Origin of the sequence: Citrobacter sp. CK194, assembly GCF_030333395.1 — a bacterium.
Classification (GTDB): domain Bacteria; phylum Pseudomonadota; class Gammaproteobacteria; order Enterobacterales; family Enterobacteriaceae; genus Citrobacter_B; species Citrobacter_B koseri.
In genome coordinates this window covers 87805-109061 of record NZ_JAOWGA010000003.1, presented here as the reverse complement: position 1 = coordinate 109061, position 21257 = coordinate 87805, and the positions used below count along the sequence as shown (strand labels likewise).

The window sequence follows — 21257 nt, the reverse complement described above, 5'->3', positions numbered from 1 at the left end:
TGTTTTTCAATATATTCCTGCCTGCGTTTTGTTCACTCTGCTGAATACGCCATCAACAAGAATAGGTCACTGGCATCGCCATACTTAAGGTTCTCTTAATGATTTGTCGCTACGTTGGCGACTCGAATAAAAACAGGCTTCATATATGTTCTTCACACACACATCTGCTAAACCTTCGTTTAGCTGGAAAGCCCTTGGCTGGGCGCTACTCTATTTTTGGTTCTTCTCTACATTACTTCAGGCCGTTATTTGCATCAGCGGCTATAGCGGCACCAACGGGCTGCGTGATTCACTGCTTTTCAGTTCGCTCTGGCTGATCCCGGTATTTTTATTTCCCCGTCATACCCGCGCGATTGCCGCCGTTATTGGCGTTGTACTCTGGGCCTCTTCGCTGGCGGCGCTCAGTTATTATGTCATTTACGGGCAGGAATTCTCGCAAAGCGTTCTGTATGTCATGTTTGAAACAAACGCGAACGAAGCCAGCGAGTACTTGAGCCAGTATTTCAGTCTGAAGATTATCCTTATCGCCCTGGCCTATACCGCCGTGGCAATCCTGCTGTGGACGCGTTTAAAGCCCATATATATTCCCGCGCCGTGGCGCTGGTTAGTCTCCTTTGCATTGTTATACGGCCTTATTCTGCATCCGATCGCCGTCGGGACGTTTATCAAACATAAGCCGTTTGAGCAGACATTAGGCGGCCTCGCCTCGCGTATGGAACCCGCTGCGCCGTGGCAGTTTATCAATGGCTATTATCAATATAATCAGCAACTCACGTCGCTGAATAGCCTGCTTAACGAGAACAACGCGCTGCCTCCGTTAACGAATTTTAAAGATAACTCCGGTGATGCGCCGCGTACGTTAGTGCTGGTTATCGGCGAGTCAACCCAGCGTGGTCGCATGAGTCTGTACGGTTATCCGCGTGAAACCACGCCAGAGCTGGACGCGTTGCATAAAAGCGATCCGGGTCTGACCGTATTCAATAACGTCGTCACCTCCCGGCCATACACGATTGAAATTCTGCAACAGGCGCTGACCTTCGCCAATGAAAAGAACCCGGATCTGTATCTGACGAAACCGTCGCTGATGAACATGATGAAACAGGCAGGTTATAAGACGTTCTGGATCACCAATCAGCAGACGATGACCGCGCGTAATACGATGCTGACCGTATTCTCGAAACAGACCGACAAGCAGTTTTATATGAATCAGCAGCGTACTCAAAGCGCGCGGGAATATGACACCAACGTTCTGGCGCCCTTTAAAGACGTAATGGCCGACCCGGCGCTGAAGAAATTTATTATCGTTCACCTGTTGGGAACACATATCAAATACAAATTCCGCTACCCGGAGAATCAGGGAAAATTTGACGGTCAAACCGATCATATCCCTGCGGGCGTGAGCGAAGACGAACAGGATATTTATAACGATTACGATAACGCGAATCTGTATAACGACCATGTCGTCGCCAGCCTGATTAAGGACTATAAAGCGACTGACCCGAACGGTTTTCTGCTCTACTTCTCCGATCACGGTGAAGAAGTGTATGACACGCCGCCGCACAAAACGCAGGGACGTAACGAAGACAACCCTACGCGTCATATGTATACGGTGCCGTTCCTGTTATGGACGTCAGAAAAGTGGCAGGCCGCACACCCGCGCGATCTCTCGGCGTATGTTGACCGCAAGTACAGCAGCTCTGAACTTATCCATACCTGGTCCGACTTAGCGGGGCTGACCTACGACGGGTTCGACCCGACGCGCTCCATCACCAGCCCGCAGTTTAAGGCGATCACGCGCTGGATTGGCAACCCGTATAAGAAAAACGCGTTGATTGATTACGATACCCTGCCTTACGGGGATCGTGTCGGGAATCAGTAACGGCATCGCCGGATAACGCTGACGCTTATCCGGCCTACAAAATGCATAACCCGTGTACCGCCATCCGGCAATTATCGCTTGAGGCGGTTTACGTTCAACGTTACTGTTTCCTCTGTCTGCGCTCTGCAAGGTATCAACATGTATCACGACGTCAGCCACCTTCTCTCCCGTCTGATTAACGGCCCTATGGCGCTGCGGCAGGTTTTTTTCGCCAATACCAGCGGTACGGCGCCCGAACTGGCGTATCAGGTTGATTTTCCACGCCTGGAGATGGTGCTGGAGGGAGAGTTCACCGATACAGGCATCCCGGCCGCGCCCGTGACACTCATCGCTGGCGACGTTCTGTATGTTCCGGCAGGCAGCTGGAACTTCCCGCAGTGGCAAACGCCCGTCACCACGCTCAGCATCCTGTTCGGCAAGCAGCAATTAGGTTTCAGCGTTGTTCACTGGGACGGCAAACAATATCAGAATCTTGCAAAGCAGCATGTCGCACGTCGAGGCCCACGTATTGGCTCCTTCCTGCTGCAAACGCTCAATGAAATGCAGATGCAGCCGCAGGAACAGCAGACGGCCCGATTAATTGTCGCCAGCCTGTTGAGCCACTGCCGCGACCTGCTGGGCAGCCAAATCCAGACGGCGTCACGGAGTCAGGCGCTTTTTGAAGCGATTCGCAGCTATATCGATGAGCGTTACGCTTCCCCGCTCACCCGCGAATCGGTGGCGCAGGCGTTTTATATTTCGCCAAACTACCTTTCTCATCTGTTTCAAAAAACAGGCGCTATCGGCTTTAACGAATATCTGAATCACACACGGCTGGAACACGCGAAAACGCTGCTGAAGGGTTACGATCTGAAAGTCAAAGAAGTGGCTCACACCTGTGGATTTGTCGACAGCAACTATTTCTGCCGCCTGTTTCGTAAAAATACGGAGCGTTCGCCGTCAGAATATCGTCGGCAGTACCACAGCCAGTTGACGGAAAAGAAGGCTACTCCAGAATAAGATGCGTATGCTGCGGCGCAGTGAGCAGTTTACGCACGGCGCTCATCACCCGCTGAGGTTCGCGAAGAAAGGCGTTAATTCCTGACTGAACATACCGACTCTGAACAAAACGCTCCGCGCCCGCCAGTTCAATATCCGTAATCAGCAACACAACATCCGCACGGTTGATATCCTCCTCCGTTAAGCGGTTTTCCGTGCCCAGCGCCCCCTGGGTTTCAATTTTAATGTTCCATTTTTCCTGCTGGCAGAGCTTCTCCAGGCGTTCGGCGGCCATATAGGTATGCGCCACGCCACTGACGCAGGCGGTAACGGCAACCAGATAGCGTACAGTTGAGACTGTCATATTAACCTCCCACAGTAACCAGAAACCCGGCTCGCTCTGCCAACGTCTGCATTTCCGCCACTTCTTGCGGCGAGGGTACAGGCACATCTTTCATTGCCCACGGCTGCCCAAGCAGACGGTATTTCGCTTCACCATACTGATGAAACGGTAGCAGGTGCACCTGATTAATCCCTGACGATAGCAACACTGCTAACGCTCGCTGCATATTCTCAACGTTGAGCGTGTAGCCCGGAATCAACGGCAAACGGGGGATGACCGTAATCCCCTCGTTTACCAGTAAACGCAGGTTATCCAGCACGCGTGGTAAATTCATTTTGACCACCTCATGCGCCCGGCGCGGCTCCATAATCTTTAAATCAAACAGCACTTCATCACACGCTTTAGCCAGCGGTAGCAACCGGCTGGCAGGCGCATCGCCTGCGGTTTCAATCGCGCAGGAAATGCCGAAACGTCGCAGACGTTGCAAAAACCGCGTGGCAAACGCCGCCTGCATTAATACTTCACCGCCAGAAAGCGTGACGCCGCCGCCGGAGGTGCGAAAAAAGAGTTCGTCTTTCATCACCTCGCGTTCCAGTTCATCCAGCGTAATATCGCGCCCGATACGTTCAAACGCCCCGGAAGGGCACTCATCCACATCACGCAAGCAGGGCGAGCAGTGCAGACATTTACTCTCCCGCCGCACCGTTTCGATGCGTGGCGAAATAGACTCTGGATTGGCGCACCACGGACAGGTATGCGGGCAGCCTTTAAAAAAGACCACCGTACGAATTCCCTGCCCGTCATTCAACGAATAACGCTGAATGTTGAAAATACGTGCAACATCATCAGCGCTCGTTTCCAGATTCTTACAGCTGATGCGCGGTGCGGCGAATGATGTCATCCTGGATCTCCTTCGACAGCTCGACAAAGAAGGCACTGTAACCCGCCACGCGCACCACCAGCCCGGCGAAATCCTGCGGGCGCAATTGCGCTTCACGCAACGTATCCGCATTCAACACGTTAAACTGAATATGCTGTAGCTTAAGCTGGGTAAAGGCACGCAGAAAATCCGCCAGTTTGCGCAAGCCGGCCTCACCTTCCAGCGTCGCGGGCGTAAACTTCACGTTGAGCAGCGTACCGTTAGAAAGCAGCGTGTTATCCAGTTTACTTACTGATTTCAGCACCGCCGTCGGCCCCTGCATATCCTGGCCGAGCATTGGCGACAACCCGCCGTCTGCCAGCTGTTCCCCGGCAAAACGGCCATCCGGCGTCGCCCCCACCACCGAACCCAGCGGCACATGCGCGGAGACGGTGTATGAACCCGGTGTAAATTGCCCACCGCGCGGGTTCTGGTATTTCTCCACCTCTTTACAGTAATGGCGCAGCAGTTCAGCGCTGATGTTATCCACATCATCAATATCATTACCGTATTTCTCGAAGCGGTTAATCAGCCGGGCACGGATTCGCTCACCTTCCGGCGTCGCAAAGTTCGCCTTTAACACCGCCAGCAGTTCATCGAAACGTAAACGTTGCTGATCAAATACCAGCCCTTTTAACGCGTGCAGGGAGTCGCTCAGATTAGCAATGCCAATCCCCTGTACGCCAGAGAAGTTATAACGCGCGCCGCCATCGGTAATATCACGGCCTTTATCCAGGCAGTCGCTGATAAACGAGGAAAGCAGCGGTACCGGCGCCCAGTCACGGTGGCCGATATCGCAAATATTACTGCCTTCCACCATCAGCGTAATGTAATGGCTGATTTTGGCGCGAATATACGCCAACAGATCTTCGTACGTCAGCGTGCGGTTTCCTTCATTCTCATACAGGCTGATTTCCATCACTTTCAGCAGGTTGAACATGGCGATGTCGTGCAGGCCGTAGGTTCTGCCCGGAATCGACAGCTCCACACACCCCACTACCGCGTAATCACGGGCGTCCTCCAGCGAAACACCCCGGTTCAGGAACGCAGGCACAACCACTTCATCATTAAAGATCTGCGGAATACCGGTGCCGAGGCGAATCGTCTCCGCCGTTTTCATCAGGAAGGGCGTGTCAATCAGCGCATTGGTACGCACGCCAAGGTTCGGCTGCGGCAGTTGCACATTCTGGTACGCATCAAGACAGAGAAAAGAGAGCACGTTCACCGCACTGCGTCCGTTCTCCGTCAATCCCCCAAGCAATGCGGTGTAACCGGTCGGGAATCCTGCGAAATAGCGTGCGCTACTGGTCGAACGTAACAGCACGATGTCGTTACATTTTACCCACAGCGATTCGAGGAGTTCTTTTAAAAATGCCGGGTCTTCGCCCTGGGTCAGCGATGCCTGATAAAACGGCAGCATATACTGGTCAAAACGCCCCAGCGAGAGCGAGCTGGCGTTAGACTCATATTGCAGAATGATGTTCATGTACCAGAACAGCTGGCACGCCTGCCAGAAGGTTTGCGGCTTGTGCTGCATGTTATGTCGGGAGTTCGCGGCAATGGTGAGCAACTCCTGACGCCGACGCGCATCCAGGCAGCTTTCCGCCATTTTCTCCGCCAGCATCGCGTAACGCAGAATGTGGCCTTGCGAAGCCTCCAGCAGCAGCAACGCCGCCTGGTAAAAGTGATTGTCCGGCTGCTGCTGGCAGTGTTGCCGCACTTGCGCCACCAGTTCACCCAGACCGTGATTCAACAGCCGCGGGTAATCAATAATAATGTGCCCCTGCCCTTTATCCGTCTGGTTAACGCTAAAAATCTGCGTGCTGACGGCGGCTTTCACGTCATCGGTCATCTGGCCGTTGATGAAATCCTTCATCGACCGTTTTTCCCAGTACGGGAACAGCACCTCGCGGTAGAGGCGCTTATCGTCCTCGCTGATGTCAAAACGGTCCTGCGGACGCGTCGGGAACTGATCTAACTCGTTAAGTAACCAGTACGGGTCCATTTCCGGCGACATAATCCCCGCCCGCGGTTTCACCGTACGGTTCCCGGCAATCAACTCCTCATCACGAATCGAAATTTCAACATGCTCAAGGATATACGCCGTCGCTTTAGCGCGACGCAATATGACCGGCTCTCCCTCTGTCTGCTGATAGCTGGCGGTATACAGCTGCGCGCGCTCAAGCGAAATTTCACGGTTATTCTGGAAAAGTGCGGCTTTAAGGCGCTGGGTACGATTCGTCATGAGGAACTCCTGTAGGCAAGCTTGTTGCCGGATGGCGGCGTGAGCGCCTTATCCGGCCTACGGGGATTAACATCGTAGGCTCGATAAGCTTGCGCCATCGGGCATTCTAACGTTAAGCAATTTGCGAAAGATGCGCGTCAATTTTGTTCATAATGGCATCGGCGCGTTTTACCGCATCGCTGATGTTGACGCGGACAATGGTTTTACCCGCAAAGCGTTCCTCAAACTTGATGCCGATATCTTTGGTCAGAATCACCATATCCGCATCCGCCACATCCGCCGCAGTCAGTTCGTTTTCCAGACCAATCGAGCCCTGGGTCTCGACTTTGACTTCCCAGCCTTTCGCTTTGGCCGCGCTTTCCAGCGCTTCGGCCGCCATATAGGTGTGTGCGACACCAGAAGGACATGCTGTTACTGCGATAATCTTCGTCATGGCTCATTCCTCACTTAATTCATCTCAAACTCTAAATCCAGGTCGTCTTCTTTCTCATCAACCTGAGACACTTTCTTACGCGCCAGACTTTTCAGCACGTTAACGCAGATTGCCGTCACTACCGCCCCGACAGCGACTGCCGCGATATAACCCAGTTTCCCTTCCACAACCGGCAGAACAATCAGCCCGCCCCAGCCGGCATAACACTGCGCGCCAAACAGCGCAGCCGTTACCGCACCACAGGCAGAGCCAACCATAATGGACGGGATCACGCGCAGCGGATCGGCGGCGGCGAAAGGAATCGCGCCTTCCGTGACCCCAACGCAGCCCATTACCAGCGCGGCTTTACCGGCTTCACGTTCTTCAGAAGAGAAATTTTTACGGCCAACCAGCGTTGCCAGACCCAGACCCAGCGGCGGAACGCAGATACCCACCGCAGCAATCGCCACCACGCTGTATACGCCCTGCGCCACGCAAATCAGCATGAAGGCGTAGGCCACTTTATTAATCGGGCCGCCCATATCGAAGGCCAGCATCAGCCCCATGATGACCGCCAGCAGCACGATGCTGCCCTGCTGCATTCCTTGCAGCCATTGGGTCAGGCTAGTGGTTAACGCGCCAACCGGTTCGCCCAGCCCCCACATCATGATGCCTGCGGTAATGAAGGTGCCGACGATAGGGATAACGAAGATAGGCATCACCGAGCGCAATACCTTATGCACCGGGATTTTCTTCAGATAATGCACGACGATACCGCCGATAATCCCGGCAATGAGCGCGCCAAAGAACCCGGCGCCAAAGCTGTTGCCCACCCAGGCGCCGATCGCGCAAGGCGCCAGCGCGGAACGTTCAGCAATGGAGTAACCGATATAGGCGGCGAGAAAAGGCACCATCAGCGTCAGCCCTGCGACGCCAATATCAAAAAGCTTCTTGAGATTAGGATCGGTCGCGGCATCGGGAACAGCGCCTTTGCCATACAGCATGACGGAAACCGCCAGCAAGATCCCACCCGCTACGACGAAGGGGATCATATGCGAAACACCGGTCATCAGATGTTGACGGGTGTTTTTCAGGATCTGCACCAACTCTTTCATAAGTCGCTCCCGGGCCACTTCAGGCCCCTATCCATAACGTTGTTGTGGCAAACAATAGGCAATCCAACGCGGCGCAGACAGTGGATAAAAAGGCCATTTACTGGATTTTTGTAATATCAGTACAAAAATGCGATCCGCCTCATAACTTATCAAACCTCAGAAATAAGATGCCGCACTCCGACTTGTGAAGTGTCTCGCAATTTGACGTGTATGTTACATTTGTCCAGCGTTTGGCAGTTTTGTCACATGGCACTATGCGGCAACGCCCTTTTATCCTGTAGCCAGAAAATCGTTATGGGAGAAAGGCAATGGCCCTGATTGTGGAATTTACCTGTGAGCTGCCCAATGGCGTACACGCCCGCCCGGCAAGCCACGTTGAGACGCTGTGCAACACCTTTACCTCACACATTGAGTGGCATAACCTGCGCACCGACCGTAAAGGCAACGCCAAAAGCGCGCTGGCGCTGATTGGCACCGACACGCTGGCAGGCGACGCCTGTCAGTTATTGATTTCAGGTACGGACGAACAGGATGCCCACCAGCGCCTGAGCCAATGGCTGCGCGATGAATTCCCCCTTTGCGATGCGCCTCTGGCGGAGATCAAAAACAGTGAGCTGGAGCCGCTTCCGGCATCGCTGACAAACCTGAACCCGCTGTTTTTTCGCGCCCGCGCCGTCTGCACCGGCAGCGCGGGCGGCGTTCTGACGCAGCTATCCTCGCTGGATCTCAATACGCTCGGCGAACTCCCTGCTGCCAGTGATATAGAGACCGAGCAATCTGCGCTGGATAACGGCTTAACGCTGCTGATAAAGAATATTGCGTTCCGCCAGCTCGACAGCGACGGCGCCACCAGCGCTATTCTGGAAGCCCACCGTTCGCTGGCTGGCGACACCTCCCTGCGCCAACATTTGCTGGCAGGCGTTGCGCGCGGTTTAAGCTGTGCGCAGGCGATAGTCGAAAGCGCCGGACACTTTTGTGATGAGTTTGCCCGTTCCAGCAGCCACTATTTACAGGAACGCGCGCTGGACGTACGCGACGTCTGCTTCCAGCTCCTGCAACAAATTTATGGCGAACAACGCTTCCCGGCGCCAGGCAAACTGACCCAACCCACCGTCTGTATGGCCGATGAACTCACCCCAAGCCAGTTCCTCGAACTGGATAAAACGTTCCTCAAAGGCTTGTTGTTAAAAAGCGGCGGTACGACTTCGCACACGGTTATTCTTGCCCGCTCATTCAACATTCCCACGCTGGTTGGCGTGGATATTGAGGCGCTAACGCCGTGGCTGCACCAGACGGTCTATATCGACGGCAACGCCGGTGCGATTGTCGTTGCGCCAGATGAACCCGTCACCCGTTACTACCAACAGGAAGCCCGCGTGCAGGACGCTTTACGCGAGCAACAGCGTATCTGGCTGACCCAACAAGCGCGCACTGCCGACGGTATCCGTATGGAAGTGGCCGCCAACATTGCGCACTCCGTCGAAGCGCAAGCGGCATTCGGCAACGGCGCGGAAGCGGTTGGTCTGTTCCGTACAGAAATGCTGTATATGGACAGAACCAGCGCACCTTGCGAGAACGAGCTGTACAACATTTTTTGCCAGGCGCTGGAGTCCGCACAGGGCCGTAGCATTATTGTGCGCACGATGGATATCGGCGGTGACAAGCCCGTTGATTATCTGAACATTCCTGCGGAAGCCAACCCGTTCCTCGGCTATCGCGCCGTACGTATTTATGAAGAGTACGCCACGCTGTTTACCACGCAGCTGCGATCGATCCTCCGCGCTTCCGCACACGGTAGCCTGAAAATCATGATCCCGATGATCTCCTCAATGGAAGAGATCCTGTGGGTCAAAGAGAAGCTGGCGGAGGCTAAACAGCAGTTACGCAACGAGCACGTCCCGTTTGATGAAAAGATCCCCCTCGGCATCATGCTGGAAGTGCCATCGGTGATGTTCATCATCGACCAGTGCTGTGAAGAAATTGATTTCTTCAGTATTGGCAGCAATGACCTGACGCAATACCTGCTGGCGGTCGATCGCGACAACGCCAAAGTCACTCGTCACTACAACAGCCTGAATCCGGCCTTCCTGCGCGCGCTGGATTTCGCCGTACAGGCGGTACATCGTCAGGGGAAATGGATTGGCCTGTGCGGCGAACTCGGCGCGAAGGGGTCAGTGTTGCCGCTGCTGGTCGGACTGGGGCTGGACGAGATCAGCATGAGCGCGCCGTCAATTCCTGCCGCTAAAGCGCGAATGGCGCAGCTCGACAGTCGTGCCTGCCGCCAGTTGCTGAATCAGGCGATGGCCTGTCGCACCTCGCTGGAAGTGGAGCATCTGCTGGCGCAATTCCGCATGACCCAGCAGGACGCGCCGCTGGTCACCGCCCAGTGCATCACGCTTGATAGCGACTGGCGCAGCAAAGAAGAGGTGATCAAGGGGATGACCGACAACCTGCTGCTGGCAAGCCGCTGTCGCTACCCGCGCAAGCTGGAGGCCGACCTGTGGGCGCGTGAAGCCGTGTTCTCCACCGGGTTAGGGTTTAGCTTCGCCATTCCACACAGCAAATCTGAACACATTGAGCAGTCCACCATCAGCGTAGCGCGTCTGAAAGCGCCGGTACGCTGGGGCGATGACGATGCGCAGTTCATCATCATGCTGACACTCAACAAACACGCCGCAGGCGACCAGCATATGCGCATTTTCTCACGCCTGGCCCGCCGCATTATGCACGAAGAATTCCGCAACGCGCTGGTCAACGCCGCATCTGCCGAGGCAATTGCCAGCCTGTTGCAACATGAACTTGAACTCTAAGAGGGAGCAAAATGGAACTCTATCTGGATACCGCGAACGTCGCGGAAGTCGAACGTCTGGCGCGCATCTTCCCTGTTGCTGGCGTCACCACCAACCCAAGCATTGTGGCGGCGAGTAAAGAATCCATCTGGGATGTACTGCCTCGCCTGCAAAAAGCCATCGGCGAAGAGGGAACGCTATTTGCCCAGACGATGAGCCGCGATGCGCAAGGAATGGTGGAAGAAGCCAAACGCCTGAGCAATGCCATTCCCGGTATTGTGGTGAAGATTCCGGTCACTGCTGAAGGTCTGGCGGCGATCAAACAGCTCAAAAAAGAAGGTATTACGACGCTGGGGACGGCTGTCTACAGCGCAGCGCAGGGCTTGCTGGCGGCGCTGGCAGGCGCAAAATACGTCGCCCCGTATGTCAATCGGGTTGATGCCCAGGGCGGCGACGGCATCCGTATGGTGCAGGAACTGCAAACCTTGCTGGAGATGCATGCGCCGGGCAGCATGGTACTGGCCGCCAGCTTTAAAACGCCGCGTCAGGCGCTGGATTGCTTACTCGCAGGATGCGAAGCAATCACCCTTCCTTTAGATGTAGCTCAACAAATGCTCAATACCCCTGCGGTAGAGTCAGCTATAGGGAAGTTTGAGCAAGACTGGAATAACGCATTTGGCCACATCAACCTGTGAGGGAAATAAAGTATGGATCACATTATTCAATCTCCTGGTAAATACATCCAGGGTGCAGATGTCATCACACGTCTTGGGGAATATCTCAAACCCCTGGCCGAACGCTGGCTGGTGGTCGGAGACAAGTTTGTCTTAAATTTTGCCCAATCCGCGCTGGAGAAAAGCTTCCAGGATGCCGGACTGGCTCTGGAAATCGCGCCATTTGGCGGCGAATGTTCGCAAAATGAAATCGATCGTCTGCGTATCGTCGCAGATAAAGCGCAGTGCGGCGCCGTTCTCGGCATCGGCGGCGGCAAAACGCTGGATACCGCGAAAGCGCTGGCCCACTTTATGGATGTCCCGGTCGCTATCGCGCCGACCATCGCCTCTACCGATGCCCCCTGTAGCGCGCTTTCCGTGATCTACACCGATGCAGGCGAGTTTGAACGCTATCTGATGCTGCCGCGTAACCCGAATATGGTGATTGTTGATACCAAAATTGTCGCGGGCGCGCCCGCGCGTCTGCTGGCTGCCGGTATCGGCGATGCGCTGGCGACCTGGTTTGAAGCGCGCGCCTGTTCACGCAGCGGCGCGACCACGATGGCGGGCGGCAAGTGTACACAGGCGGCGCTCGCGCTGGCGGAGTTGTGCTATAACACGCTGATCGAAGAGGGCGAAAAGGCCATGCTGGCGGCTGAGCAGCATGTCGTCACGCCGGCGCTGGAACGCGTGATTGAAGCCAACACTTACCTGAGCGGCGTCGGTTTTGAAAGCGGCGGTCTGGCGGCGGCGCATGCCATACATAACGGACTGACGGCGATTCCAGACGCGCATCACTACTATCACGGTGAGAAAGTGGCGTTCGGCACGCTGACGCAACTGGTACTGGAAAACGCGCCGGTTGAAGAGATCGAAACCGCTGCGGCGTTGTGCCATTCCGTTGGCCTGCCGATCACGCTGGCGCAACTGGATATTAAGCAGGACATTCCGGCGAAGATGCGCACGGTGGCGGAAGCCTCCTGCGCGGAAGGCGAAACCATTCACAACATGCCTGGCGGCGCCACGCCGGATCAGGTTTACGCCGCCCTGCTGGTTGCCGACCAGTATGGTCAACGTTTCCTGCAAGAGTGGGAATAACGATCAGGAGAGACAAAAAGCCCGCAGATAGTGCGGGCTTTTTTTATTTGCCGGATGGCGCTGGCGCTCATCCGGCCTACACATTTTACTGAGATGGCTTACAGCAGATCGAAACGATCCAGGTTCATCACTTTCACCCATGCCGCGACGAAATCCTTCACGAATTTCTCGCGCGCATCGCTGCTGGCGTAAACTTCCGCCAGGGCACGCAGTACCGAGTTAGAACCGAATACCAGGTCTGCGCGGGTCGCCGTGAATTTCACCTCACCGCTCAGGCGATCGCGGCCTTCGAACAGCTCTTTCGATTCGTCCGCCGCTTTCCACTCGTTACGCATATCCAGCAGATTCACAAAGAAATCATTGCTGAGTACGCCCGGGCGGTCGGTAAACACGCCATTCTGGCTGCCATCAAAGTTAGCGCCCAGAACGCGCATCCCACCCACCAGCGCCGTCATCTCCGGCGCGGTCAGCGTCAGTTGCTGCGCTTTATCAATCAGCAGTGACTCGGTGGTCGACACATCAAGCCGTGCGCGATAGTTACGGAAGCCGTCTGCGATCGGTTCGAGAAGCTCAAACATCTCGATATCCGTCTGATCCTGACGAGCATCCACACGGCCTGGCGCGAACGGCACGCTGATGCTGACACCCGCCGCACTTGCTGCCTGCTCCACACCGACAACGCCCGCAAGGACGATGATATCGGCCAGAGACGCCTTCCCGGACGATTTCTGAATCTCTTCCAGAACCGGCAGAACGCGCGCCGCAGCGGCGTTCACATCCCAGTCTCGCTGCGGTGCTAAAGCCAGGCGAGCGCCGTTGGCGCCGCCACGTTTATCGCCGCCACGGAAGGTTGACGCAGATGCCCATGCAACCGACACCAGTTCGCTGACGGAAAGCCCGGACGCGGCAATCGCGGCCTTCAGGTTGACGATGTCTTCCTGGCTCGGATTAAATACCGGCTGCGGCAGCGGGTCCTGCCAAATCAGATCTTCTTTCGGTACTTCCGGCCCGATATAGCGCGCTTTTGGCCCCATATCCCTGTGCGTCAGTTTGAACCATGCGCGGGCGAATGCTTCGTTAAACGCCTGCGGATCGTTGAGGAAACGACGGGAAATTTTCTCGAATTCTGGATCGAAACGCAGCGTCAGGTCAGTCACCAGCATGGTGGGTTTACGTTTCTTCGATGGATCGAACGGATCGGGAATGATTTCTGGCGCATCAACCGCTTCGAACTGGATCGCGCCCGCCGGGCTGCGCGTCTGCACCCACTCGTATTTGAACAGGTTTTCGAAAAAGTAATTACTCCACTGGGTCGGCGTCTGCGACCAGACCACTTCCAGACCCGAGGTAATCGCATCGCCGCCTACGCCGCTGCCGTAGTCACTGCTCCAGCCCAGCCCCTGCAATTCAATCGGCGCGGCTTCTGGATCAACGCCAACATGGGACGCCGCCGCCGCACCGTGGGTTTTACCCAGCGTGTGACCGCCGCCAATCAGCGCCACGGTTTCTTCATCGTTCATGCCCATATTGCCGAACGTCGCGCGGATAGCCGCAGCGGCGGAAAGTGGTTCACCGCTGTGATCCGGCCCTTCCGGGTTAACGTAGATAAGCCCCATTTCGGTAGCGCCTAACGGCGCTTTCGCCAGCGCTTCGGGATGACGGTGCGTCAGCCAGGCTTTCTCATCCCCCCAGTTCACATCAAGATCCGGTTCCCACACATCTTCACGCCCGGCGCCAAAACCGAACGTACGGAAACCGGAGTTCTCCAGCGCCACGTTACCCGCCAGAATAAACAGGTCGGCCCAGGAGATTTTCTGGCCATATTTCTGCTTGACAGGCCACAGCAGACGACGCGCCTTATCCAGGCTGACGTTGTCCGGCCAGGAGTTCAGCGGTGCAAAACGCTGCTGCCCGCGTCCGGCGCCACCGCGCCCGTCGACGGAACGATAAGTGCCCGCGCCATGCCATGCCATACGAATAAACAGACCGGCATAGCTGCCCCAGTCCGCAGGCCACCACGGCTGAGAATCGGACAGGAGAGCTTTAAGGTCCCCTTTCAGGGCGGAATAGTCGAGTTTGCTAAATTCTTTGCGGTAGTCGAAGTCCTCACCCAGCGGGTTCGAACGGTTGGAGTGCTGATTCAAAAGATCTACACGGAGTTGGTTAGGCCACCAGTCGTGGCTGCTGGTGCCAGCACCCGCGCTACGGTCGTGGCTGCCCTGATGGAAAGGGCACTTCCCGGTAGACAATGAATTATGGGTATCGTCAGACATGCTCATCTATATGCTCCCTCTACAGTGTTATCGTTACGATATACATCACCAACGATAAGATATAGTTGAAATAACCCACAGATTCGATAGCTAATATCTTTTAAATTTATGTATCAGGCGTCAGATCAAAATGTGCATAAAAAAGCCCTCCGAAGAGGGCTAATCATGTTACAGGCCGGGCCGCACACCCAACGTGTGGCAAATGGCGTAACTCATTTCAGCGCGGTTCAGGGTGTAGAAGTGGAAATCTTTCACGCCTTCACGGCTCAGGATCTTCACCATGTCCATCGCGATATTCGCCCCGACCAGCTTACGGGTTTCCGCATCGTCATCCAGGCCGTCAAACATCTGTGACATCCACGCCGGAATGCGCACGTTAGTCATATCAGCGAATTTCTTCGCCTGCTTAAAGTTGGAGACCGGCAGAATGCCCGGAATAATTTCGACATCAATACCCGCAGAGACGCAGCGATCGCGAAAACGCAGGTAGCTTTCCACATCGAAGAAAAACTGGGTAATTGCGCGGTTAGCGCCAGCATCGACTTTGCGTTTCAGGTTGAGCAGATCCGCCTGCGCGCTTTTCGCTTCCGGGTGGACTTCCGGGTAAGCGGCGACGGAGATATCAAAATCGGCAACCTCTTTCAGTAAGCTGACCAGGTCAGCGGCATACATATCCGGCTTGCCGCTCCCCGGCGGCAGGTCACCGCGCAGGGCAACAATATGGCGGATACCGTTATTCCAGTAATCCTGGGCAATGGTACGCAGTTCATCGCGGGTGGCGTCGATGCAGGTCAGGTGCGGCGCGGCTTCCAGGCCCGTACGCTCTTTAATGCCTTTGATGATGCTGTGCGTACGGTCGCGCTCACCGGAGTTGGCGCCGTAGGTCACGGAGACAAACTTCGGTTTCAGGCTGCTCAGTCGATCGATAGAGTTCCACAAGGTTTGCTCCATTTCACTGGTGCGCGGCGGGAAAAACTCGAACGAAACATTAATCTGACCCTGAACTTCCGCCAGGCTCTGATTCAGGGCTTCCCGCTGGTTGGCGTGAAAAAAGCTCATACCTTACCTCATCAATCGCATGTCATTATATGTTGTGTTGTGAACATCTATCCGTTTAGACGTCTGGATGTAAAAATGACCGAAAAGTGGGATGCCGTCAACAGAAAAATCACTGTTAAAGGTGAGGAATACTCAGACAACGTGAAAAAAATTCAAATCAGTCCGAAATAATGAAGGATTGCATCGCAAGCGTATTTAACCACCGCAACCGTACAGCGTTCTCAGGCAGCATCACCAGCCCGGCACGAATACGTAATTCAGTGTCGCTAAGTGCGCGGAATATCACGCCCTGGCGCTGAATAGCGGCAAACGAGCCCGGGAGCAAGCTCAGGCCATCGCCGTGGGCGATTCGCGCGAGCAGCACATCATGTTCCAGCGGTTCTTCAAGGCAGGAGGGGGCGTAACCAGCGCGACGGAAAATGTGCCGGGTGTAGTCAAAAAAGGCCGGATTACGTTCCCGTTTGAACCAGAACAGTGGGCGGTGGTTAAGCGCAGTTAAGGAGAGCGACGTCAGGCTCGCTTCCGGCCAGACGGAGGGTAATGCGGCAATCAACGGTTCTTGCCAGTCGAGCGGCGTGACGGTTAACCCTGTGGCCTCAAGCGGCAGCGCCACCAGCGCCGCATCCAGTTTTCCCCGACGCACCTGGCGTACCAGTTCAGGCGAACCATGACGCACAATATGCAGCCTCTCCACACGCGTATTCAGCTGCGCTTCCAGGGGGGCAAAAATCCCCTGCTCAAACGCGGTGCTCAGCCCTAAACGCAGCGATTGCGCGCCGGTTTGCGCCAGTTGATTCAGCGCAGCATACGTTTTGTCCTGCTGCGCCAATAGCGGGCGGACGATTTCCAGCGCGCGCAGACCCTCATCCGTCAGCGTAAGTCCACGAGTATGACGGACAAAAAGCGTCACCCCCAGACGTTCTTCAAGCTGGCGAATATGGCGGCTCAGCGGCGGTTGCGACATAAACAGTCGCTGTGCCGCGCGGCTCATATTGTTCTCTTCCGCCACCACGACAAAGTAGCGTAGCAGGCGGATATCCAGAGAGTGCAGAGGGGATGTTGTCATACCGAAAAGGTATCACGGAAACGGTATTATCCAAATCATTCCGCACCCCCTATCCTCACGCCACAGACTCCAGACAAACGAGGAATACACTATGCATTCAGAACGCTTTATTACCGGTCAGAAAATGCTGCAACAGGTGGATGGCAAGGGTGGCGATGCGGTGATCGAAAGTTTGCAAGACATTGCGCCAGATTTTGCCCGCTATCTGATCGAATTTCCGTTTGGCGATATCTATTCCCGGCCAGGGCTGGATTTACGCAGTCGGGAAATCGCAACCGTCGCCGCGTTAACCGCGCTGGGCAATGCTACGCCGCAGTTGAAGGTACATATTGCCGCCGCGCGACATGTGGGGTTAACGCAGGAGGAAATTATCGAAGTGATAATGCAGATGGCGGTTTATGCCGGTTTTCCGGCTGCGCTGAACGGTCTGTTCGCCGCAAAAGAGGTGTTTGCAACTCGGTGAATCGCCGGGTGGCGGCGTTGCCTTATCCGGCCTACATATTCCGTAGACCAGATAAGCGCAGCGCCATCCGGCAACAAATACTACAGCAGCTGCGCCAGGCGGTTGATATCCGACTGAATCGCCCCGGCGGTGACGTCACGACCGGCCCCCGGCCCGCGGATCACCAGCGGATTGTCGCGATACCAACGGCTTTCGATGGCAAAGACGTTATCGCACGGCAGCAGCGCCGCCAGCGGATGTTCCGGGCGCACCGCTTCAACGCCAACGCGCGCTTTACCGTTGGCGTCGAAACGCGCCACGTAGCGCAGCACCAGCCCCATTTCACGAGCGGCTTCCAGACGCTGTACCATCTGCTCATTCAGCTCATCGCCATTTTCAAAGAAGTGATCGACAGATCCCTCTTCGCAGTGTGCGGGCACCAGCGATTCAACGCGCACCTGGTCCGGCTCGATGTCGTAACCCGCTTCACGCGCCAGAATCACCAGCTTGCGCATCACATCTTTACCAGAAAGGTCAACACGCGGGTCCGGCTCGGTCAGCCCCTGCTGCCAGGCCTGATCCACCAGATCGGTAAACGGTATGGAACCGTCAAATTGCAGGAACAGCCACGACAGCGTGCCGGAGAAGATCCCGCTGATCGACAGAATGGCATCGCCGCTGTCAATCAGATCGCGCACCGTATAGTTGATCGGCAGGCCCGCGCCGACGGTCGCGTTATACAGCCAGTGACGCCCGGTTTTTTCGAACGCGTCGTGGATCTGGCGATATTTATCGCTGGTGCTCGCCCCCGCCAGTTTATTGGCGCTGATGACGTGGAAGCCGTGGCTGGCGAAATCAAGATACTGATCGGCCAGTTGCTCGCTGGCGGTGACATCCAGCACCACCAGATCGTCATACGGGTGGGCGCGCATCCACAGGAACAGCGACTCTTCATCCTGCTCAATCGCTTCGTCGTTGAAGAACGCCAGCGCACGGCTGGCATCCAGCCCTTCGTAGTTCAGCAGGCTGCGACGGCTATCCACCACGCCCGCCAGGACAAATTCAAACCCGGTACGCGCGGAGAGCGTACTCTGCTCGCGGGCAAACAGTTCCAGCCAGCGGGAACCGATGTTGCCTTTGCCGAACAGCACCAGGCCGATGCGTTTTTCCGCGCGGAAAATAGACTGGTGCAGCCCCTGAATCAGGCTTTCGGTCGGGCCGGTGCGCAGTACGGCCACCAGGCTGATCCCCTCTTCCGACTGCCAGGTAAATTCAACCGGCTGGCCTTTCAGCTGTTGCCAGAAGCGGTGGCAGTGCAGCGGGTTACGGGTGACGCCAGCGCCAACCATCGCGACCAGCGCCAGCCCCTGACGCAGGCGCAATTCGCCCGGCAGGCCCGCTTCATCAAGAATTTTTAATGCGCTATCAGCGACTTCAGAGGTGTAGCAGAATTGCAGCAGATGGCGATCGTTATGCACGCCAACCGCCAGCGGACGCACCTGCGCCCGTTTCAGAATCTGGTCGACGTCTCTCCAGGCCAGTTTAAAGTCCTGGCTGGCGGGCACCTGAAACTCAATCAGGCAAACGTCATCATGGCTGGTGACGATACGCGCCCCGGTGCCGGACGCCAGCACGCGTTCAATGCGCGTGGACCCCTGATCCGGCGTGTAGCTACAGCGCAACTGCAAATCGATATCGCTGCCGGAAACCGGCTGTAGGGTACGGGCGTGCAGAACCGGCGCGGCCAGACGCGCCAGCTCGCTGGCTTCATCCAGACGCAGCAGCGGCAGCAGGCAGGCATCTTTCACTTTACGCGGGTCGGCGCTGTAAACCCCGGCCACATCGCTCCAGATGGTGACGCGGGAAACACCCGCCAGCGCGCCAATTTGCGTGGCGGAATAGTCAGAGCCGTTACGGCCCAGCAGCACCGTCTCGCCCGCATTGCTGCGACTGATAAAACCGGTAACGACCAGGCGCTTGCCCGGATGCTGCACCAGCAACTGTTGCAGTAACGGGTAAGAGAGACCTTCATCTACCTGCGGCTGCGCGGCGCGTTCAGCGCGTAAAAACTCACGCGCGTCCAGCCATGCCGACGCCAGTCCTTGCTCATTCAGCACTGCGGACATCAGACGCGCAGACCAGATTTCGCCATGCCCGACGACTTCGGCATAAACGGCATCGGTCACGCCGCTGTCGAGCAGCGCGGCAAGACGCTCCAGATCGCTAATGAAAGCGCTGATCAGGCCATCCGCAACGTCGGCGGGAAGCAGCCCGCTGATCAGATCGCTCTGATAGCGGCGTAACGTCTGTTGCACCTGATGCGCGGAGAGGCGGTCGGTCTGGCTTAACTTCAGCCAGCTAATCAACTGGTTGGTGGTACTACCGGCGGCGGAAACAACCATCATATCGTCAGGCTGCGAGTACTCCGCCATAATGCCTGCGACACGCAGATAACATTTCACGTCTGCCAGACTACTGCCACCAAATTTATGCAGTTGACGACCCTTCGCCCCTGCCTGCGCAATCACACTCATGTTTACCCCTTGTTTGCAGCCCGGAAGCCATTTTCCAGGTCGGCAATTAAATCTTCGCCATCTTCAATACCGGTGGAGATACGCAGCAGCGTCTCTGAAATTCCGGCGGCAGCACGCGCTTCTGGCGCCATGCCTGCATGTGTCATCGTTGCGGCGTGGGAGATCAGGCTTTCAACACCCCCTAAGGATTCCGCCAGCGTAAACAACGACAGCCCGCCCAGGAAACGACGCAGCGTCTGCTCATCGCCATCCAGTTCAAAACTCAACATTGCGCCAAAGCCTTTTTGCTGGCGCGCGGCAATCTCGTGCCCTTGATTATCCGGCAGCGACGGATGGTACAGTTTTTTCACCAGCGGTTGGGTTTGCAGATAGTCCACAATGGCCTGGGCATTGCGCTGAGCCACGTCCATTCGCGGCGCCAGAGTACGCAGCCCACGTAGCAGCAGATAGCTATCAAACGCGCCGCCGGTGACGCCAATATTATTGGCCCACCATGCCAGTTCGGTGACAATCTCTGGATCTTTCGCAATCACCACGCCAGCCACCACATCCGAATGGCCGTTTAAATATTTCGTGCATGAATGCAACACCAGATCGGCGCCCAACGCCAGCGGATTTTGCAGTGCAGGGCTTAAAAACGTGTTGTCCACAACGCTCACCGCGCCCGCTTCTCGCGACAGCTGGCAGATTTTCGCAATATCTACCACGCGTAACAACGGATTACTGGGGCTTTCCACCAGCACCAGCTTCGGTTTTTCCGCCAGCGCCGCTTTCAGCGCCTGCTCATCGCCTTGATCGACAAACAGCACGCGATAACAGCCCCGCTTCGCCAGGCTGTCAAACAGGCGATAGCTGCCGCCGTAGCAGTCGTGCGGCGCCACCAGCAGATCGCCCGGCTTCAGGAACACGGTCGTCACCAGCAGAATGGCCGACATCCCGGTATTGGTCAGCACCGCGCCCGTACCGCCCTCCAGCTCCGCCAGCGCGCGCTGAACTACATCACGCGTCGGATTTCCACGTCGCGAATAGTCATGGGCGCGAGGTTCATTAAAACCAGTGAAGTTATAGGTGCTGGAAAGGTGAATCGGCGGGACAACGCAACCGTACTGCTCGTCGTCATTTAACCCGCTACGCACTGCGATGGTGGCCTGTTTACGCGTCATGTTGAGAAGTTCCTGGGCTGAATCGGTGAAAAGTCAGGCACCAGAGTAAACATTGTTACAATAGACGTCAATACATCTGGACATCTAAACCTCTTTGCGTATAGATTGAGCAAACTGGAAATAGCCGTTAAAATTATATGCATTAGCGCACATCTACAGACGCTTAACCCGTGTCACGATATCGCCTGTACGGTAAACTATGCGGGATTACGGCCAGGCACGACGATTC

At 55.9% G+C, this 21257-nt stretch carries 16 protein-coding genes; 6 read left to right on the top strand and 10 right to left on the bottom strand.

Features of this window, described 5'->3' with window-relative positions:
* Nucleotides 1-145: 145 nt before the first annotated feature.
* On the top strand, nt 146-1879 hold the full coding sequence (locus OGX80_RS00510) for a phosphoethanolamine transferase CptA (protein WP_115182246.1): 1734 nt from the start codon (nt 146-148) through the stop codon (nt 1877-1879).
* Nucleotides 1880-2017: 138 nt separating this feature from the next.
* Nucleotides 2018-2878, top strand: a complete 861-nt coding sequence (locus OGX80_RS00505; RefSeq protein WP_049008124.1) for an AraC family transcriptional regulator — start codon at nt 2018-2020, stop codon at nt 2876-2878.
* On the opposite strand, the gene OGX80_RS00500 is transcribed toward OGX80_RS00505, so the two are convergent.
* From OGX80_RS00500 to OGX80_RS00480, 5 genes are all read right to left on the bottom strand, one after another.
* Nucleotides 2865-3221: a PTS fructose-like transporter subunit IIB gene (locus tag OGX80_RS00500; RefSeq protein WP_112001499.1), complete on the bottom strand. Its 357-nt coding sequence runs from the start codon at nt 3219-3221 to the stop codon at nt 2865-2867. The two genes, OGX80_RS00505 and OGX80_RS00500, sit on opposite strands and share 14 nt — an antisense overlap.
* Before the next feature lies 1 nt (nt 3222).
* On the bottom strand, nt 3223-4101 hold the full coding sequence (locus OGX80_RS00495) for a [formate-C-acetyltransferase]-activating enzyme (protein WP_115182247.1): 879 nt from the start codon (nt 4099-4101) through the stop codon (nt 3223-3225).
* Complete coding sequence (locus OGX80_RS00490; protein WP_115182248.1) at nt 4067-6364, bottom strand: formate C-acetyltransferase; 2298 nt, start codon at nt 6362-6364, stop codon at nt 4067-4069. The genes OGX80_RS00495 and OGX80_RS00490 overlap by 35 nt, the downstream gene beginning before the upstream one ends.
* A gap of 112 nt (nt 6365-6476) precedes the next feature.
* Nucleotides 6477-6797, bottom strand: coding sequence for a PTS fructose-like transporter subunit IIB (locus tag OGX80_RS00485; protein ID WP_024130658.1), 321 nt, complete (start codon nt 6795-6797; stop codon nt 6477-6479).
* 14 nt (nt 6798-6811) lie between these two features.
* Nucleotides 6812-7891, bottom strand: a complete 1080-nt coding sequence (locus OGX80_RS00480) for a PTS fructose transporter subunit EIIC (RefSeq protein WP_012133843.1) — start codon at nt 7889-7891, stop codon at nt 6812-6814.
* Nucleotides 7892-8199: 308 nt separating this feature from the next.
* On the opposite strand from OGX80_RS00480, the gene ptsP reads away from it, so the two are divergent.
* From ptsP to gldA, 3 genes are read left to right on the top strand one after another with little or no spacing between them, the layout of a single operon-like run.
* A complete protein-coding gene (ptsP, locus tag OGX80_RS00475; protein WP_115182249.1) occupies nt 8200-10701 on the top strand; it encodes a phosphoenolpyruvate--protein phosphotransferase in 2502 nt (833 codons plus the stop codon).
* 11 nt (nt 10702-10712) lie between these two features.
* Nucleotides 10713-11375, top strand: a complete 663-nt coding sequence (gene fsa, locus OGX80_RS00470; RefSeq protein WP_058668384.1) for a fructose-6-phosphate aldolase — start codon at nt 10713-10715, stop codon at nt 11373-11375.
* A gap of 12 nt (nt 11376-11387) precedes the next feature.
* On the top strand, nt 11388-12491 hold the full coding sequence (gene gldA / locus OGX80_RS00465) for a bifunctional L-1,2-propanediol dehydrogenase/glycerol dehydrogenase (RefSeq protein ID WP_012133847.1): 1104 nt from the start codon (nt 11388-11390) through the stop codon (nt 12489-12491).
* 98 nt (nt 12492-12589) lie between these two features.
* Here the strand turns inward: gldA and katG are convergent, their stop codons facing one another.
* From katG to OGX80_RS00450, 3 genes are all read right to left on the bottom strand, one after another.
* The gene (katG, locus tag OGX80_RS00460; protein ID WP_115182250.1) at nt 12590-14770 is read right to left on the bottom strand and encodes a catalase/peroxidase HPI; all 2181 of its coding nucleotides are present in this window, start codon (nt 14768-14770) and stop codon (nt 12590-12592) included.
* A 162-nt stretch (nt 14771-14932) separates the two neighbouring features.
* Entirely contained in the window at nt 14933-15823 is an 891-nt protein-coding gene (gene metF, locus OGX80_RS00455) for a methylenetetrahydrofolate reductase (RefSeq protein ID WP_012133849.1), read from the bottom strand.
* Nucleotides 15824-15980: 157 nt separating this feature from the next.
* Nucleotides 15981-16889 (bottom strand): LysR family transcriptional regulator, encoded by a 909-nt coding sequence (locus OGX80_RS00450; RefSeq protein WP_115182251.1) that lies wholly within the window; start codon nt 16887-16889, stop codon nt 15981-15983.
* 91 nt (nt 16890-16980) lie between these two features.
* On the opposite strand from OGX80_RS00450, the gene OGX80_RS00445 reads away from it, so the two are divergent.
* Nucleotides 16981-17352, top strand: a complete 372-nt coding sequence (locus tag OGX80_RS00445; protein WP_012133851.1) for a carboxymuconolactone decarboxylase family protein — start codon at nt 16981-16983, stop codon at nt 17350-17352.
* 80 nt (nt 17353-17432) lie between these two features.
* Here the strand turns inward: OGX80_RS00445 and metL are convergent, their stop codons facing one another.
* Both metL and metB read right to left on the bottom strand, forming a co-directional pair.
* Nucleotides 17433-19865 (bottom strand): bifunctional aspartate kinase/homoserine dehydrogenase II, encoded by a 2433-nt coding sequence (gene metL / locus OGX80_RS00440; RefSeq protein ID WP_060815949.1) that lies wholly within the window; start codon nt 19863-19865, stop codon nt 17433-17435.
* 2 nt (nt 19866-19867) lie between these two features.
* Complete coding sequence (gene metB / locus OGX80_RS00435) at nt 19868-21028, bottom strand: cystathionine gamma-synthase (protein WP_047459810.1); 1161 nt, start codon at nt 21026-21028, stop codon at nt 19868-19870.
* Between the last annotated feature and the right edge of the window lie 229 nt (nt 21029-21257).

What these genes read in the sequence shown, in the direction of transcription:
- OGX80_RS00510 (WP_115182246.1), top strand. Translation starts at nt 146, where the DNA reads ATGTTCTTCACACACACATCTGCTAAACCTTCGTTTAGCTGGAAAGCC.
- OGX80_RS00505 (WP_049008124.1), top strand. Translation starts at nt 2,018, where the DNA reads ATGTATCACGACGTCAGCCACCTTCTCTCCCGTCTGATTAACGGCCCT.
- OGX80_RS00500 (WP_112001499.1), bottom strand. Translation starts at nt 3,221, where the DNA reads ATGACAGTCTCAACTGTACGCTATCTGGTTGCCGTTACCGCCTGCGTC.
- OGX80_RS00495 (WP_115182247.1), bottom strand. Translation starts at nt 4,101, where the DNA reads ATGACATCATTCGCCGCACCGCGCATCAGCTGTAAGAATCTGGAAACG.
- OGX80_RS00490 (WP_115182248.1), bottom strand. Translation starts at nt 6,364, where the DNA reads ATGACGAATCGTACCCAGCGCCTTAAAGCCGCACTTTTCCAGAATAAC.
- OGX80_RS00485 (WP_024130658.1), bottom strand. Translation starts at nt 6,797, where the DNA reads ATGACGAAGATTATCGCAGTAACAGCATGTCCTTCTGGTGTCGCACAC.
- OGX80_RS00480 (WP_012133843.1), bottom strand. Translation starts at nt 7,891, where the DNA reads ATGAAAGAGTTGGTGCAGATCCTGAAAAACACCCGTCAACATCTGATG.
- ptsP (WP_115182249.1), top strand. Translation starts at nt 8,200, where the DNA reads ATGGCCCTGATTGTGGAATTTACCTGTGAGCTGCCCAATGGCGTACAC.
- fsa (WP_058668384.1), top strand. Translation starts at nt 10,713, where the DNA reads ATGGAACTCTATCTGGATACCGCGAACGTCGCGGAAGTCGAACGTCTG.
- gldA (WP_012133847.1), top strand. Translation starts at nt 11,388, where the DNA reads ATGGATCACATTATTCAATCTCCTGGTAAATACATCCAGGGTGCAGAT.
- katG (WP_115182250.1), bottom strand. Translation starts at nt 14,770, where the DNA reads ATGAGCATGTCTGACGATACCCATAATTCATTGTCTACCGGGAAGTGC.
- metF (WP_012133849.1), bottom strand. Translation starts at nt 15,823, where the DNA reads ATGAGCTTTTTTCACGCCAACCAGCGGGAAGCCCTGAATCAGAGCCTG.
- OGX80_RS00450 (WP_115182251.1), bottom strand. Translation starts at nt 16,889, where the DNA reads ATGACAACATCCCCTCTGCACTCTCTGGATATCCGCCTGCTACGCTAC.
- OGX80_RS00445 (WP_012133851.1), top strand. Translation starts at nt 16,981, where the DNA reads ATGCATTCAGAACGCTTTATTACCGGTCAGAAAATGCTGCAACAGGTG.
- metL (WP_060815949.1), bottom strand. Translation starts at nt 19,865, where the DNA reads ATGAGTGTGATTGCGCAGGCAGGGGCGAAGGGTCGTCAACTGCATAAA.
- metB (WP_047459810.1), bottom strand. Translation starts at nt 21,028, where the DNA reads ATGACGCGTAAACAGGCCACCATCGCAGTGCGTAGCGGGTTAAATGAC.